Origin of the sequence: Serratia sp. Nf2, assembly GCF_003028435.1 — a bacterium.
Taxonomy (GTDB): domain Bacteria; phylum Pseudomonadota; class Gammaproteobacteria; order Enterobacterales; family Enterobacteriaceae; genus Serratia; species Serratia marcescens_L.
Genome location: NZ_PYTW01000003.1, coordinates 429,305 through 443,976 on the forward strand (window position 1 = coordinate 429,305; position 14,672 = coordinate 443,976).

The 14,672-nt window shown below is 58.6% G+C and carries 16 protein-coding genes and 1 pseudogene; 3 read left to right on the forward strand and 14 right to left on the reverse strand.

Translation table 11 applies throughout. From position 1 onward, the window contains the following. Positions 1-37: 37 nt before the first annotated feature. The gene (locus tag C9411_RS09885) at positions 38-787 is read left to right on the forward strand and encodes an SDR family oxidoreductase (protein ID WP_107226964.1); all 750 of its coding nucleotides are present in this window, start codon (positions 38-40) and stop codon (positions 785-787) included. Between the two features lie 37 nt (positions 788-824). On the opposite strand, the gene C9411_RS09890 is transcribed toward C9411_RS09885, so the two are convergent. Next, complete coding sequence (locus C9411_RS09890; RefSeq protein ID WP_019455828.1) at positions 825-2,129, reverse strand: Nramp family divalent metal transporter; 1,305 nt, start codon at positions 2,127-2,129, stop codon at positions 825-827. 230 nt (positions 2,130-2,359) lie between these two features. Between C9411_RS09890 and mntR the strand changes: the two genes are divergently transcribed. After that, positions 2,360-2,830: a manganese-binding transcriptional regulator MntR gene (mntR, locus tag C9411_RS09895; RefSeq protein ID WP_004928761.1), complete on the forward strand. Its 471-nt coding sequence runs from the start codon at positions 2,360-2,362 to the stop codon at positions 2,828-2,830. Positions 2,831-2,844: 14 nt separating this feature from the next. Next, entirely contained in the window at positions 2,845-3,210 is a 366-nt protein-coding gene (locus C9411_RS09900) for a DUF4180 domain-containing protein (protein WP_107226965.1), read from the forward strand. A 10-nt stretch (positions 3,211-3,220) separates the two neighbouring features. Here C9411_RS09900 and C9411_RS09905 read toward each other — a convergent pair. From C9411_RS09905 to C9411_RS09965, 13 genes and pseudogenes are all read right to left on the reverse strand, one after another. After that, positions 3,221-3,346, reverse strand: a pseudogene (locus C9411_RS09905) (transposase); the annotation flags it as partial. A gap of 24 nt (positions 3,347-3,370) precedes the next feature. Further along, positions 3,371-3,880, reverse strand: coding sequence for a hypothetical protein (locus C9411_RS09910; RefSeq protein ID WP_107226966.1), 510 nt, complete (start codon positions 3,878-3,880; stop codon positions 3,371-3,373). 234 nt (positions 3,881-4,114) lie between these two features. Continuing rightward, positions 4,115-5,548, reverse strand: a complete 1,434-nt coding sequence (gene ptsG / locus C9411_RS09915) for a PTS glucose transporter subunit IIBC (RefSeq protein WP_019455831.1) — start codon at positions 5,546-5,548, stop codon at positions 4,115-4,117. 343 nt (positions 5,549-5,891) lie between these two features. Continuing rightward, positions 5,892-6,668 (reverse strand): metal-dependent hydrolase, encoded by a 777-nt coding sequence (locus tag C9411_RS09920; RefSeq protein WP_107226967.1) that lies wholly within the window; start codon positions 6,666-6,668, stop codon positions 5,892-5,894. A 19-nt stretch (positions 6,669-6,687) separates the two neighbouring features. Further along, positions 6,688-7,695 carry a DNA polymerase III subunit delta' gene (gene holB, locus C9411_RS09925; protein ID WP_107226968.1) on the reverse strand — a complete coding sequence of 336 codons (1,008 nt, stop codon included), beginning with the start codon at positions 7,693-7,695 and terminating at the stop codon, positions 6,688-6,690. Then, positions 7,695-8,333, reverse strand: coding sequence for a dTMP kinase (tmk, locus tag C9411_RS09930; protein ID WP_063989528.1), 639 nt, complete (start codon positions 8,331-8,333; stop codon positions 7,695-7,697). The genes holB and tmk overlap by 1 nt, the downstream gene beginning before the upstream one ends. Further along, a complete protein-coding gene (mltG, locus tag C9411_RS09935; RefSeq protein WP_049295380.1) occupies positions 8,323-9,348 on the reverse strand; it encodes an endolytic transglycosylase MltG in 1,026 nt (341 codons plus the stop codon). Before mltG ends, tmk begins: the two co-directional genes overlap by 11 nt. Positions 9,349-9,361: 13 nt before the next feature. Then, entirely contained in the window at positions 9,362-10,159 is a 798-nt protein-coding gene (gene pabC, locus C9411_RS09940; protein ID WP_107226969.1) for an aminodeoxychorismate lyase, read from the reverse strand. Between the two features lie 145 nt (positions 10,160-10,304). Then, positions 10,305-11,546 carry a beta-ketoacyl-ACP synthase II gene (gene fabF / locus C9411_RS09945; RefSeq protein WP_025302412.1) on the reverse strand — a complete coding sequence of 414 codons (1,242 nt, stop codon included), beginning with the start codon at positions 11,544-11,546 and terminating at the stop codon, positions 10,305-10,307. Positions 11,547-11,628: 82 nt separating this feature from the next. Then, entirely contained in the window at positions 11,629-11,865 is a 237-nt protein-coding gene (acpP, locus tag C9411_RS09950; RefSeq protein ID WP_004719003.1) for an acyl carrier protein, read from the reverse strand. A gap of 154 nt (positions 11,866-12,019) precedes the next feature. Then, positions 12,020-12,754: a 3-oxoacyl-ACP reductase FabG gene (gene fabG, locus C9411_RS09955; RefSeq protein ID WP_016928193.1), complete on the reverse strand. Its 735-nt coding sequence runs from the start codon at positions 12,752-12,754 to the stop codon at positions 12,020-12,022. Between the two features lie 11 nt (positions 12,755-12,765). Further along, positions 12,766-13,695, reverse strand: coding sequence for an ACP S-malonyltransferase (gene fabD, locus C9411_RS09960; RefSeq protein WP_015377451.1), 930 nt, complete (start codon positions 13,693-13,695; stop codon positions 12,766-12,768). A gap of 18 nt (positions 13,696-13,713) precedes the next feature. Next, a complete protein-coding gene (locus C9411_RS09965; protein ID WP_025302411.1) occupies positions 13,714-14,667 on the reverse strand; it encodes a beta-ketoacyl-ACP synthase III in 954 nt (317 codons plus the stop codon). Positions 14,668-14,672: the final 5 nt, after the last annotated feature.

Genomic DNA, 14,672 nt, shown 5'->3' on the forward strand with positions numbered 1-14,672 from the left:
AAATAATGCCGCAACTGACGCTAAAGAGGAATCGGTTATGTCACGACTGCAAGGCAAATACGCATTGATTACCGGCGGTACCAGCGGCATCGGGTTGGAAACCGCCCGCCAGTTCATCGCCGAGGGCGCGACGGTGGCGATCACCGGGCGTAGCCAAAGCGCCCTGGACGCGGCGGGCCAGGCATTGGCGGGCAAGGCACTGTTGCTGCTGAGCGACGCCGGCGATATCCCGCAGCAGCGCGAACTGGCGCAGCGGCTGGGGCAACGGTGGCCGCGGCTGGACGTGCTGTACATCAACGCCGGCGACGTAACGCATCGCCCGCTGCAGGAGTGGGATGAGCAGAGCTATCAGCGGCTGATGGACATCAACCTGAAGGGGCCATTTTTTCTGATCCAGGCGTTGCTGCCGCTGCTGGCCAACCCGTCTTCGGTGATCCTGTGCGGTTCGGTCAGCGCCCATATCGGCCTGCCGCAGAGCAGCGCCTACGCCGCCAGCAAAGCCGGCTTGCTATCGCTGGCCAGAACGCTGTCCGGCGAGCTGCACGCGCGCGGCATTCGCCTTAACGGCCTCAGCCCCGGCCCGACCGAAACCCCGGCATTGGGAAAACTGGGGTTGGCGGAAGCGGATGAGCAGATATTGCGTGACGATATCCGCGCGCTGGTGCCGATCGGCCGCATGGGCAGCGCGCTGGAACTGGCCAAAGCGGCGGTGTTTCTGGCGGCGGACGAATCGGCGTTTATGGTCGGCGCCGAGCTGCAGATGGACGGCGGCGTGGGGAATTTATAATTTAGCGACACGGCCGCGCCCCGCGCGGCCCATAAGATCACCCCAGCCCAGGGATATCGACGCCGAAGGTCTGCAACAGCAGCACCACGTTGAGCAGTACGATCACCACCGTGCCGACCACCGCCGCCAGACTGGTCCAGCGGCCGTTGGCGAACTCGCCCATGATGTCGCGGCGACGGGTGAACATCACCAGCGCGATCATCGGCGCCGGCAGCGCAAGGCTCAGCACCACCTGGCTGTAGACCAGTGCGTCGGTGGCGTTGACGCCCATCGCCACCACGATAAACGCCGGCACCATGGTCACCAGACGGCGCACCCACACCGGAATGCGGAAACCGACGAAGCCCTGCATGATCATCTGCCCGGCCATGGTGCCTACCACTGAGCTGGAAATGCCGGAGGCGATCAGCGACGCGAGGAAAATGCCGGCGGCCGCCGCGCCGAACAGCGGCGTCAGCGTATGGTAGGCGGTGCCAATTTCGGCCACGTCGCTATTACCGGCGTGGAAAGCGCTCGAGGCCATGATGACCATCGCAATATTCACCAGCCCGGCGAGCGCCAGCGCGATCACCACCTCAATATTGGAGAAACGCAGCAGCTTGCGCCGCTCGCCGTTGTCGCTCGCCGGGCTGCGGTGCTGGGTCAGCCCCGAGTGCAGGAAAATGGCGTGCGGCATCACGGTGGCACCGATAATGCCGACGGCGATGGTCAGCGCCTGCGCATCCGGCAACTGCGGCGTCACCATGCCGATCCCGGCCGCCTGCCAATCCACCGGCACGATGAACATCTCTACCAGGTAGCACAGCGCGATGATGCCCACCAGACCACCGATCATCAGCTCGACCGGGCGGAAACCTTTCTTTTCCACCATCAACAGCGCATAGGTGATCACCGCCGTCACCCCCATCCCCGCCAGCAGCGGCATGTGGAACAGCAGCGCCAGCGCGATCGCCCCGCCAAGAAACTCCGCCAGATCGGTGGCCATCGCCGCCACTTCGCTGAGCAGCCACATGCCGATCACCACCGGCCGTGAAAACTGGTCGCGGCACATCTCCGCCAGATTGCGGTTGGTGACGATGCCCAGCTTGGCCGACAGCGCCTGAAACAGCATGGCGATCAGGTTGGCCATCACCACCACCCACAGCAGGCTGTAGCCGTATTTCGCCCCGGCCTGAATGTTGGTGGCAAAGTTGCCGGGATCCATATAGGCAATAGAGGCAATCACCGCCGGGCCGGCGAACAGCAGCGGCGTAAAGGCACCGCGCTTGCGTCCGGCAAGGGCGGCGCCAATCGCAATGTTGGTCCGTTCGGTTAACGATGGAGTGGTTGCCGCATCACGCATGAAGTACCCTCAATCTTTTACTGGTTATTTTTCCACCTATCATGCTGACAATGTAGCATCGGCTACACTTTATGCAACAGGCGAAATTCATTGGCTTTGTGTAGAGATATTTCTAACTACCACAATGCGTGGCATCGAATTGATAATGTGTGCTATTTGGACTAACTTAGGGCAACCCTCCCCGCATTGCCGGGAGATGCCATTTTTATGCTTACAGGACGCCCCACGCTATGGTTACCCGCGCGCCAGATAACGCCGACCGCCACGCCCAGACCGACATGCCGGACGAGGCTGAGCACGCCCTGCGTTTTAGCCGCGCCCGCGAAGCGCAGTCCAATGCGCTGATCGAAGATTACGTTGAGCTGATCGCCGATTTGCTGCAAAGCACCCGCGAAGCCAGAACCACCGACATCGCACGCCGCTTCGGTGTGTCTCACCCGACGGCAATCAAAAATATCGCGCGGCTGAAAAGCGCTGGACTGGTGGAATCGCGCCCTTATCGCGGGGTGTTTTTAACCGAGGAAGGCGAGCAGCTGGCGCAGAAGGTGCGCCGCCGTCACCGCATCGTGGTCGATCTGTTGATGTGCCTCGGGGTGCCGAGCGAAACTGCCGAGCTGGACAGCGAAGGGATTGAACACCATATCTCGGACGAAACGCTGGCGGTGTTCGAGCATTACCTGCAGCAACACGCCAAGCCCTGACTCCCAGAGCGCCGATGCGCTACGCCGTGCGGCACATCCATGATCTGCGCCTGGTGGTTTTCGCCGAAGCCGGGCCGCTGTTGAAAGACGAAAACGACGTCAGCCTGTTTATCGCGCCCGCCTTTGAGCACAATGCCGGGATGATTGCCCTTCCCATCAACCGCCTCGACGCCGCCTTCTTCCAGCTCAGAAGCGGCATTGCCGGCGCCGTATTGCAGACATTCATCAACTACCGCCTGCGCGTGGCGCTGCTGGGCGCTGTCTCCCCCTGGCTGACGCAAAGCAACACGCTGCAAGACTTTGTGCGTGAAGCCAATCGCGGCGAACAGGTCTGGTTCCTCCCTTCTCTCGCCGAGCTCGAACAGCGGCTTGGTGCCTGATAGAAAAGGTTCATCGCGCTTTACCGGGAAGTGCTGCTTTGATTTTCAGGAAGAAGTAAGCGTTATCCCGAAAACCATGGGCCATTCGCTTCACCACTTTTATCTTATTGTTCATCCCTTCCAGTATGCGGATATGATCACTCTTCCTCATTTTGATATTTCAAGGAGATGTAGTTGCATGCAAAACCACAGCTCCCAAGGCATTACTCCTTTTCTGAACAAAAATCACCCTGTCAGATTCATAGTTACCACCGGGGTAACATATCCTGATATTGGTCCCTAAATCGGGATCATCAACATCTGCACCAGAACAGCTTTTGTAACTTCCTGATGCGTAAGAATAGTGGACCGTATAACTGGACGTTTCGCCTGGCACCAGATACGTAATTGTGATTATTGGAATCAAAAAAATAAATAACAAAGAAACGCAAGCGCCACCATAAAACTTTAGATAATCAATGTACTTATTGCTTTTAACAGCACCTTTATTTATAAAATACAATGAAATAAATAGGGACAACACCATCGCAGAAACAATCATGCAGCGACTCGTTGAAACACGGAGAAAAGTGATTTGATAAATTTCTCGCTTCCATACGATGAATAGAAAAACAACAATTAGAAATGATATGGTCGCAGCGAAGAGAAACGGATAGGAATACTTTTTCACTCGAAGAATCCTTCTTACAAAATCCTTGTTATAGGTATAGACATTAGACCTATGTTGTTGGGACTACACGTCAACGCAACAGTCTTAAGTCGGTTTAACGGCGAAATCCCGCGCAGTTTTGCACAATAATTCGATCTCATCCATTACAGACCTGCTCTGGTGCGGGTTCGTTCTACTTTGGACCTTGCAAAAAAAGGGAGGCTTTCGCCTCCCTTGGTAACTCCCCTGCCTGAATCAGTGATTACGGATGTATTCGTCCATATCGGTTTTCAGGTTGTCGGACTTGGTGCCGAAGATGGCCTGCACGCCGGAGCCCGCGACGACTACGCCGGCTGCGCCCAGTTTCTTCAGGCCCGCCTGGTCAACTTTGGACACGTCGGCCACACTGACGCGCAGACGGGTGATGCAAGCATCCAGGTTAGTGATGTTTTCTTTACCGCCGAAGGCCTGAACCAGCGCCGCGGACATTTCGGAACCGCCCTGCGCAGTCTGCTCGGCAGCGGTGTCTTCACGGCCCGGGGTTTTCAGATCCAGCTTGGCGATCAGCACGCGGAAGATGGTGTAGTACACCAGACCGTAGATGATGCCGACGATTGGGAACAGCCAGATTTTGCTGCTGTTGCCGCTCAGTACGATAAAGTCGATCAGGCCGTGCGAGAAGCTGGTGCCGTCACGCATGCCCAACAGGATGCAGATTGGGAACGCCAGACCGGCCAGGATAGCGTGGATCACGTACAGGATCGGCGCGACGAACATGAAGGAGAACTCGATCGGCTCGGTGATACCGGTCAGGAACGAGGTCAGCGCGGCGGAGATCATGATGCCGCCGACTTTCGCGCGGTTTTCCGGCTTGGCCGAGTGCCAGATGGCGATGGCCGCAGCAGGCAGACCGTACATTTTGAACAGGAAGCCGCCGGACAGTTTGCCCGCGGTTGGGTCACCCGCCATGTAGCGAGGGATGTCGCCGTGGAATACCTGGCCCGCCGCGTTGGTGAATTCACCAATTTGCATTTGGAACGGTACGTTCCAGATGTGGTGCAGACCGAACGGCACCAGAGCACGCTCAACCACGCCGTAAATGCCGAAGGCCACGACCGGGTTCTGATAAGCCGCCCACTGCGAGAAGGTCTGGATAGCCGTACCGATCGGCGGCCAGATGAAGGACAGCACTACGCCAAGAACGATCGCCGCCAGACCGGAAATGATCGGCACGAAACGCTTACCGGCAAAGAAGCCCAGGTATTCCGGCAGTTGAATGCGGAAGAAGCGGTTGAACATATAGGCCGCGATGGCACCGGAGATAATCCCCCCGAGCACACCGGTATCCGCCAGGTGTTTGGCCGCAATCTCTTCAGCCGGCAGGTGCAGCACCAGCGGCGCAACCACCGCCATGGTTTTCACCATGATGCCGTAGGCCACCACCGCCGCCAGCGCGGAAACGCCGTCGTTGTTGGTAAAGCCCAGAGCGACGCCGATGGCGAAAATCAGCGGCATGTTGGCGAAGACTGAACCGCCCGCTTCCGCCATCACGTGGGAGACTACCGCAGGTAGCCAGCTAAAGTTGGCGGAGCCGACGCCCAGCAGGATACCTGCGATAGGCAACACGGACACCGGCAGCATGAGCGATTTACCTACTTTTTGCAGGTTTGCAAATGCGTTCTTGAACATAGTTGAGTGTGCTCCTGAGTAATAATGCTTTGCTACTTCTTGTCGCGATGATTCGCGCTGCAAGGGGGGGGAGAAAAACCCCTGCAATTCAGGGTGTCTGAGCACCCCTTGAATTTATTACGCAGAGTAAAATAAATAGCCTGCGCAATGTTTGATGACAATCACGTTTCGATGATCGAGCCGCGGTAACTTTGCATAAACCGGCTGTTTTTTGGCAAAACAGGCCAAAAAACACGCATCAATCCCCTGAAACGGGAGGAAACCTTACCCGTTTCAGTGATTAATTACGAGCTTAAAAAAAATTACGCAGACAATGACCTACAGCTATAGCCTAGGTCAAAGATCACAGATCGAGGTGAAATAAGCGTGAAAAGTTGGCGGTGGTGGCTTCGGCCAGTTGTTCCAGGCTCACGCCCTTCAATACCGCCATGTATTCAGCCACATCGCGCACATAGGCGGGTTGGTTTTCTTTGCCGCGATGCGGCACCGGCGCCAGATAAGGCGAGTCGGTTTCCACCAGAATGCGATCCAGCGGCACATAGCGGGCCACCTCACGCAGCTGTTCGGCGTTGCGGAAGGTCACGATGCCTGAGAAGGAGATGTAGAAGCCCAGATCCAGCAGAGCTTCGGCCGTGGCCAGATCTTCAGTGAAGCAGTGAAGTACGCCGCCGCAGTCCTGTGCCTTCTCTTCACGCAGGATCGCCAGCGTGTCCGCGCGCGCATCACGGGTGTGGACGATCACCGGCTTGTTCAGATCCCGGCCGATGCGGATATGTTCGCGGAAAGAGTCCTGCTGCAGCTCAAGGTTATCTTTCTGGTAGAAGTAATCGAGCCCGGTTTCCCCCAGCGCTACCACCTGCTCCGCCGCCGCCAGGCGGCGCAGCTCGGCGTACTCATACCCCTCTTCCAGATTGAGCGGATGCACCCCGCAGGAGAAGGCCACGTCGTTGCGCTCGCCGATCAGCTCGGTCATGGAACGGTAGCCCGGCAACGTGGTGGCGACCGCCAGTACATAGCCGACGTCGCGCGCTTTGGCTTTGGCCAGCGCATCGTCCACATTCTGGTGCAGAGTTTGATAATCCAGACTGTCAAGGTGGCAATGAGAATCGACTAACAACATAATTTTTAACTCTTTTACTTTACAGCGAATGAAGTTGGGAATAGCCGGCGGCGCCAAGCATCTGTTCCCAGCGAAGTAACTGTTCGGTCAGCAGCAGCTCGCGATTGACGCCCACTACGCTGAGCAGCTGATAGCGGCAGTTCAGCCACTGCTGCACAATCTGCTGCAGCGAGACGCTGCTCAGCAGGCTGGCCAGCTGATGCACCAGCGGCTGCTGATCCTGATTCAATACATAGTGATGCGCACCCTGCTGCCACTTCATCGCGTCCACCAGCAGCGCGCACAGCCAGTGCAGGCGCTCGGCGACGTCTTCATGGTTCAACACCGGCAACAGCGACAGCATATCGCGCTGCGGCAGCGCGGCGCTCAACGCGGCGCACAGGGCGCTGCGCTGTTGCCACTGCTGCGGCTGCAACAGCTGTTCGGCGGCCAGCGGCGCGCCGTCGTGCAGGCGCAGCGCCGTGAGGCGGTCCGTCTGAGATCCGGCCGCCTGCCTGCCCAGCCACTGCAGGCTGAGCTGCTCATCCGGGCTCGCCAAATGCCAGTACAGGCAGCGGCTGCGCAGCGTCGCCATCAGCCGCGACGGCTCACGGCAACCCAGCAGAAAATAGGTTTTCTCCGGCGGCTCTTCCAGCGTTTTAAGCAGCGCGTTGGCCGCCGCTTCGGTCAGCTGTTCCGCCTGCGGCAGCCAAATCACTTTGGCGCCGCCCTGCTGCGCGTGGGCGTACAGCGTTTCAATCACCTGACGGATCGGCTCAATGCCCAGGCTGCTCTTGCCCTTTTCCGGCGCCAGCACGTGATAATCCGGGTGGTTGCCCGCCAGCATCAGCCGGCAGCTGTGGCACTCGCCGCAGCTTTTTTCACCGTTGCGCTGCTGGCAGATCAACCAGCGGCTCAGGCCGTAGGCCAGCGCGTCGTCACCGTTGCCTGCCGCCGCGTGCAGCAGCAGCGCATGATGGCCGCGGCCGTCGGCGTACTGCCCAATCAGCTGGCGATAAGGGCCGTTCAACCACGGGTACCAGTTCATTATGCGCCTTCCTGCTGCCGCAGCCAGTGGCCGACGCAGTCGCGGATCGCCGCGGTCACCTGCTCCAGCGGCTGGGCGGCGTCGACGGTGACGATGGTTTCATCCTGCGCCGCCAGCTCGAGATAGCGAGCGCGGGTGCGCTCGAAGAACGGCAGCGCCTCCTGTTCGATGCGATCCAGCTGACCGCGCGCCTGTGCGCGTTGTAAGCCGACCAGCGGCGGCAGATCGAGATAGACCGTCAAATCCGGGTGGAAATCCCCCAGCACGGTGTCGCGCAGCGAGCTCATCAACTGCGGATCCACACCGCGACCGCCGCCCTGGTAAGCCTGTGAAGAGAGATCGTGGCGATCGCCCACCACCCAGGCGCCGCGCGCCAGAGCAGGTTTGATCACGGTTTCCACCAGCTGCACGCGCGCGGCGTACAGCATCAATACTTCGGCCTTGATGGTCGGCAATTCGCCGTCGATGCCGCGCTTGAACAGATCGCGCAGCTTCTCCGCCAGCGGCGTGCCGCCCGGCTCGCGGGTGAAGACGATGTCGCTGACGCCGTGTTCACGCAGCACATTGACCACCGTGTCGCGCGCGGTAGTTTTACCCGCGCCTTCCAGCCCTTCGATAACAACGAATTTACTTTTCATTCTTTTCCTTTAACGCCTGACGGTACACGCGCACCGCCTGGTTATGGCTCGCCAGATTGGTGGTGAAGGTATGCCCACCCTTGCCGTCGGCGACAAAATAGAGATATGGCGTTTTGGCCGGATTGGCGGCCGCCTGCAGCGAGGCCTCACCCGGCATGGCGATCGGCGTTGGCGGCAGGCCGGCGATCACATAGGTGTTGTAAGGCGTCGGCGTCTCCAGATCCTTGCGCGTGATGTTGCCATTATAGCTTTCGCCCATGCCGTAGATCACCGTCGGATCGGTCTGCAGGCGCATGCCGATGCGCAAACGGTTGACGAACACCGACGCCACCTTGCTGCGCTCTTCCGGCACCGCAGTCTCTTTCTCGACGATCGAGGCCATGGTCAGCAGCTCTTCCGGCGTTTTATACGGCAGGCTGGTGTCGCGGCCGGCCCAGGCGGCCTGCAGCGCTTTGTTCATGCGCACGTGTGCGCGTTTGAGCAGCGCGATGTCGCTCATGCCGGCGGTATACTGATAGGTATCCGGGTACAAATGCCCTTCCGGCGTTTCTCCCGCAGGAATACCAAGCGCAGCGGCAATCTCCGCTTCGCTCTTGCCCGCCAGGGTATGCTTCAGGTATTTGGACTGCTGCAGCACCTGCTGCCAGTCACGCAGGCGTGAGCCCTCGATAAAGCGTGCAGTGAACTGTGCCTCTTTGCCGCTGGCCAACAGTTTCAGCATCTGGCGCACCGTCATGCCCGGCGTAAACCGGTAGGTACCGGCTTTAAACTCCGCCAACTCCGGCTCCAGTTTCAGCAACCACTGGAACCAGCGCCCGTTGCGCACCAGTTTATCGCGTACCAATAGCCCTTCCAGCGCCACCCGGCCGGTGCCGGCCGGCAGCTTGAAGATGGTTTCTTGCTGGATAGCCAGCGGCGTATCGGCAAAGCGTTCGATCTTCTGGTAGCCCCAAAACAGCAGTGCCAATACCAGAACAACAATAACAGACAGGACCTTCAGCTTTCTTTTCTTCATCAATCAGCCATGGTTAACAGTGTGGACGCAAAAAATCATACAGCTGGCGCGAATGATAACGCCATGATTGCGCAGCATTTACCGGCAGCAGCGGCATCAGCGCATTGCTCACCAGGACTTCGTCGGCATCGGCCAGCGTCGCCAACGGTTCACTGACGCAGTGCAGACGGTATTCCGAGCCCGCCAGCAGCGCGATCACCCGCCGCCGCATCAGGCCCGCGACGCCCGCCTGGCTCAGATCCGGGGTAAATACCGCTTTTCCCTTACGCCAGAACAAATTAGCCGCACAGCATTCCACCAGCATACCGGCAGTGTCAAGCACCAGCGCCTCGTCTGCGGCCGTCTGGTCAAGATGCGCGCGGATCAGCACCTGCTCCAGACGGTTCAAATGCTTCAACCCCGCCAGCAACGGATTGCGCGCCAGCGCCACCGGGCTGAGCGCAAGAGAGATGCCCTGCTCGCGCCACTGCAAATAGTGCGCAGGGTAACTGCTGCGGGCAACGATACGCGTCGGGTTTTCGCACCCCGTCGGGCTGTAGCCCCGTCCGCCGCTGCCGCGCGTCAGTATCGCTTTGACCACGCCGAGCGGAATTGATTCGGCCGCCTGTGCCATCTCCCGCTCGAAAGCCAGCCAATCGGTGGCGGGCAGCATCAGCCGCTGCGCCGCTTGCTGCAGCCGCTCCAAATGCCAGGGCAGCAGCTCGATTTTGCCATCGATAACCCGGGCGGTAGTAAAGCAGCCATCGCCGAACTGCAGGCCGCGATCGCTTGGCGCCAGTGCATCGTGGCGTTGTCCGTTAATCCAGTACATGCTTCCTCCTGTTGCCGGGTGATTTCATTACGCTCGCAGAATAGCAGGCGGCGAGACGATACGCAGCCCCGCCGGCGGCCAAACGACGGGCGTAAAAAAGCCCGGTTAAAAAACCGGGCTTTTCGTCAGCTATCCACAGCGCGAGTTACACTCGGCGGAAGATCAGCGAGCCGTTGGTGCCGCCGAAGCCGAAGGAGTTACACAGGGTGAACTCCATATCACTCACCTGGCGCGCTTCGTGAGGCACGAAGTCCAGATCGCAACCTTCATCCGGGTTATCCAGGTTGATGGTTGGCGGTACCGCCTGATCGCGCAGCGCCAGCACGGTGAAGATAGACTCGATCGCGCCTGCCGCACCCAACAGGTGGCCGGTCATCGATTTGGTAGAGCTCACCAGCACACGCTGGGCATCGGCACCGAAGACGGATTTCACCGCCTGCGCTTCCGCCTGGTCGCCCGCCGGCGTAGAAGTGCCGTGCGCATTGATGTAGCCGATTTGTGACGGGGTCACACCGGCGTCAAGCAGGGCATTTTCCATCGCCAGCGCAGCGCCTGCGCCATTTTCCGGTGGCGACGTCATGTGATAAGCATCGCTGCTCATCCCAAAGCCCACCACTTCGGCATAGATTTTCGCGCCGCGTTTTTTCGCGTGCTCGTACTCTTCCAGCACCATCATGCCGGCGCCGTCACCCAGCACGAAGCCGTCGCGGTCTTTATCCCACGGACGGCTCGCCGCCTGCGGGTTGTCATTACGGGTGGACAGGGCGCGCGCTGCGCCAAAGCCGCCGACGCCCAATGGGGTGCTGGCTTTCTCTGCCCCACCGGCCAGCATCACGTCAGCATCATTGTAAGCAATGATACGTGCCGCATGGCCGATGTTGTGCACACCTGAAGTACAGGCGGTGGCGATGGAAATGCTTGGGCCACGCATGCCGTACATGATTGTCAGGTGGCCTGCAATCATATTCACGATGGTGGATGGCACGAAGAACGGACTGATTTTCCGTGGGCCACCGTTGACCAGTGAACTGTGGTTTTCTTCGATCAAACCCAGGCCGCCGATGCCGGAACCGATCGCGGCTCCAATGCGGCTGGCGTTAGCCTCGGTGATGTCCAGACCTGCATCCTGCATGGCTTGCATGCCGGCAGCGATACCGTACTGGATAAAGGCATCCATCTTGCGCGCATCTTTGCGAGAGATGAAATCCTCAGAATTAAAATTCTTTACCAGGCCAGCAAACTTGGTCGCATAGGCAGTGGTATCGAAATGGTCGATCAGGCTGATGCCACTCTGACCGGCAAGAAGAGCGTTCCACGTGGACTCTACCGTATTGCCGACAGGAGACAACATGCCCAGTCCGGTCACAACTACTCGACGCTTAGACACGTTTGTCCTCCAGGGAGGGAAAAATATGACACTAGGGATAGAAAAAACTTAGGCGGTCGAACGACCGCCTAGATATGTTCTCTTACTGCTGGCTAGCGTTGATGAAATCAATAGCTGCCTGAACAGTAGTGATCTTCTCAGCTTCTTCGTCTGGAATCTCGGTGTCGAATTCTTCTTCCAGTGCCATTACCAGCTCAACGGTGTCAAGAGAATCAGCGCCCAGATCTTCAACGAAAGAAGCGTTGTTCAAAACTTCTTCCTGTTTAACACCCAGTTGCTCAACAATGATTTTCTTAACGCGTTCTTCGATAGTGCTCATACTCTTAAATTTCCTATCAAAACTCGCTTTCGCGATGGTTTTCGTAGTGTATAAAATGCTGAAAAAGATGCAACTAAATCCCGGCTGGTCAAACCACGATTTTACGCTATTTTGCGGTTTTTGCCTCAAATAACGCAAATGGTTTTCACATTTTTTAAATCATGTACATGCCGCCATTGACATGTAACGTTTCACCGGTGATATAGCCGGCCTCATCAGAGGCCAAAAATGCAACAGCGCTGGCGATTTCTTTAGCATCGCCCAGCCGGTTGGCTGGAACTGATGACAAAATGCCTGCGCGTTGATCATCTGTCAACGCCCGTGTCATGTCCGTCTCAATAAAGCCAGGTGCCACGACGTTGACCGTAATGCCACGCGAAGCAACTTCACGTGCCAAAGATTTGCTAAAACCAATCAGACCGGCTTTAGCCGCCGCGTAGTTCGCCTGCCCTGCGTTCCCCATGGTACCGACAACGGAACCGATGGTGATGATACGGCCAAACCGCTTTTTCATCATAGCGCGCATTACCGCTTTTGACAGGCGGAATACGGAAGTCAGGTTGGTGTCGAGGATATCCTCCCACTCGTCATCCTTCATACGCATCAGCAGGTTATCACGCGTGATGCCGGCATTATTCACTAAAATGTCGATTTCGCCAAATTCGGCGCGAATCGATGCGAGCACGCTGTCGATAGATTGCGCATCAACAACGTTCAACATAAACCCTTTGCCGTTTGCGCCCAGGTAGCTGCTGATCGCTTCAGCGCCGCTCTCGCTGGTCGCGGTGCCGATCACTTTGGCGCCGCGTGCCACAAACGTTTCTGCAATAGCTCGGCCAATACCACGGCTCGCGCCGGTGACCAGAACGATTTTACCTTCGAAGCTCATCATTTTCCTCTTTATTGTTCAAGCGCCGCCGACAGGCTGGCGGTGTCGTTCACCGCCGCAGCCGTCAGGGTGTCAACAATACGTTTAGTCAGGCCGGTCAGCACTTTGCCCGGCCCCACTTCCAGCAGCGACGTCACTCCCTGTGCTGCGATAAATTCTACGCTCTCGGTCCAACGTACCGGGCTGTACAGCTGACGCACCAGCGCGCTGCGGATCGCTTCCGGATCGTTTTCAGTGCGCACGTCGACGTTATTCACCACCGGCACCTGCGGCGCGTTGAAGGTGATGTCCTGCAGCGCCACGGCCAGTTTGTCGGCGGCCGGCTTCATCAGTGCGCAGTGCGAAGGCACGCTCACCGGCAGCGGCAGCGCACGTTTGGCGCCGGCGGCTTTGCAGGCGGCGCCTGCGCGCTCAACCGCTTCTTTGTTGCCGGCGATGACCACCTGGCCCGGCGAGTTGAAGTTGACCGGAGAAACCACCTGCCCTTGCGCAGACTCTTCACACGCCTTGGCGATTGCGTCGTTGTCCAGACCGATGATGGCGTACATCGCGCCGGTGCCTTCCGGCACCGCTTCCTGCATCAGCTTGCCGCGCAGCTCGACCAGACGGATCGCCGCCTTGAAGTCCAGCACGCCGGCACAGACCAGCGCCGAGTATTCGCCCAGGCTGTGGCCCGCCATCAGCGCAGGCGCTTTACCGCCCTGCTGCTGCCAAACGCGGAAAATCGCCACCGAGGCGGCCAGCAGAGCCGGTTGGGTCTGCCAGGTTTTGTTCAGTTCTTCCGCCGGGCCTTGCTGCACCAGTTGCCACAGGTCGTAACCCAGGGCGGAAGAGGCTTCGCCGAAGGTTTCTTCGACGATCGGGAACTGTGCGGCCAACTCGGCCAGCATGCCAACGGTCTGCGACCCCTGGCCCGGGAAAACAAAAGCAAATTGCGTCATTTTTTCTTCCTGTCCAAATCAGAAACGAACCAGCGCCGAGCCCCAGGTAAAGCCGCCGCCGAAGGCCTCCAGCAGCACCAGTTGGCCACGCTGAATTCGCCCGTCGCGCACGGCTTCGTCCAGTGCGGAAGGCACCGAGGCGGCAGAGGTGTTGCCGTGACGATCGAGCGTCACCACCACTTTGTCCATTCCCATGCCCAGTTTTTTCGCCGTTGCGCTGATGATGCGCAGGTTGGCCTGGTGCGGTACCAGCCAATCCAGCTCGCTGCGGTCCATGTTGTTGGCCTGCAACGTCTCGTCGACGATGCGCGCCAGCTCGGTAACCGCAACCTTGAAGACTTCGTTGCCCGCCATGGTGACATAGGCCGGCTTGTCTTGATTCTGACGATCCTTGTACGGTAGCGTCAGCAGGTTGCCGTAGCTGCCGTCGGCATGCAGATGGGTAGACAGAATGCCCGGCGCTTCAGAAGCCCCCAGCACCACCGCCCCTGCGCCATCGCCAAACAGAATGATGGTGCCGCGATCTTCAGGATCCAGCGTGCGCGACAAGACGTCCGCGCCGATAACCAACGCATGTTTGACCGCGCCGTTTTTCACGTACTGATCGGCCACGCTGAGCGCGTAAGTGAAGCCGGCGCAGGCCGCAGCCAGATCGAACGCCGCACAGTCTTTGATGCCCAGCATTTGCTGCACCAGACACGCCGCGCTCGGGAACGCGTGAGTGGTCGTGGTGGTCGCCACGACGATCAGCCCAATGTCTTCTTTAGCCACACCTGCCATTTCCAGCGCTTTCTCAGCGGCCTGGAAGCTCATCGTCGCAACGGTTTCATCCGCAGCGGCGATGCGACGTTCGCGGATACCGGTACGCGTGACGATCCACTCGTCAGAGGTATCCACCATTTTTTCCAAATCAGCATTGGTGCGCACTTGTACGGGCAAATAACTCCCCGTACCGAGAATCTTTGTATACATGTACG

Bases quoted from the DNA above. Each gene is read 5' to 3' on its own strand.
- C9411_RS09900 (WP_107226965.1), top strand. From the start codon at position 2,845: ATGCGCTACGCCGTGCGGCACATCCATGATCTGCGCCTGGTGGTTTTC.
- pabC (WP_107226969.1), bottom strand. From the start codon at position 10,159: ATGTACTGGATTAACGGACAACGCCACGATGCACTGGCGCCAAGCGAT.
- fabD (WP_015377451.1), bottom strand. From the start codon at position 13,695: ATGACGCAATTTGCTTTTGTTTTCCCGGGCCAGGGGTCGCAGACCGTT.
- mltG (WP_049295380.1), bottom strand. From the start codon at position 9,348: ATGAAGAAAAGAAAGCTGAAGGTCCTGTCTGTTATTGTTGTTCTGGTA.
- C9411_RS09885 (WP_107226964.1), top strand. From the start codon at position 38: ATGTCACGACTGCAAGGCAAATACGCATTGATTACCGGCGGTACCAGC.
- holB (WP_107226968.1), bottom strand. From the start codon at position 7,695: ATGAACTGGTACCCGTGGTTGAACGGCCCTTATCGCCAGCTGATTGGG.
- C9411_RS09920 (WP_107226967.1), bottom strand. From the start codon at position 6,668: ATGTTGTTAGTCGATTCTCATTGCCACCTTGACAGTCTGGATTATCAA.
- C9411_RS09965 (WP_025302411.1), bottom strand. From the start codon at position 14,667: ATGTATACAAAGATTCTCGGTACGGGGAGTTATTTGCCCGTACAAGTG.
- mntR (WP_004928761.1), top strand. From the start codon at position 2,360: ATGGTTACCCGCGCGCCAGATAACGCCGACCGCCACGCCCAGACCGAC.
- ptsG (WP_019455831.1), bottom strand. From the start codon at position 5,548: ATGTTCAAGAACGCATTTGCAAACCTGCAAAAAGTAGGTAAATCGCTC.
- C9411_RS09890 (WP_019455828.1), bottom strand. From the start codon at position 2,129: ATGCGTGATGCGGCAACCACTCCATCGTTAACCGAACGGACCAACATT.
- tmk (WP_063989528.1), bottom strand. From the start codon at position 8,333: ATGAAAAGTAAATTCGTTGTTATCGAAGGGCTGGAAGGCGCGGGTAAA.
- fabG (WP_016928193.1), bottom strand. From the start codon at position 12,754: ATGAGCTTCGAAGGTAAAATCGTTCTGGTCACCGGCGCGAGCCGTGGT.
- acpP (WP_004719003.1), bottom strand. From the start codon at position 11,865: ATGAGCACTATCGAAGAACGCGTTAAGAAAATCATTGTTGAGCAACTG.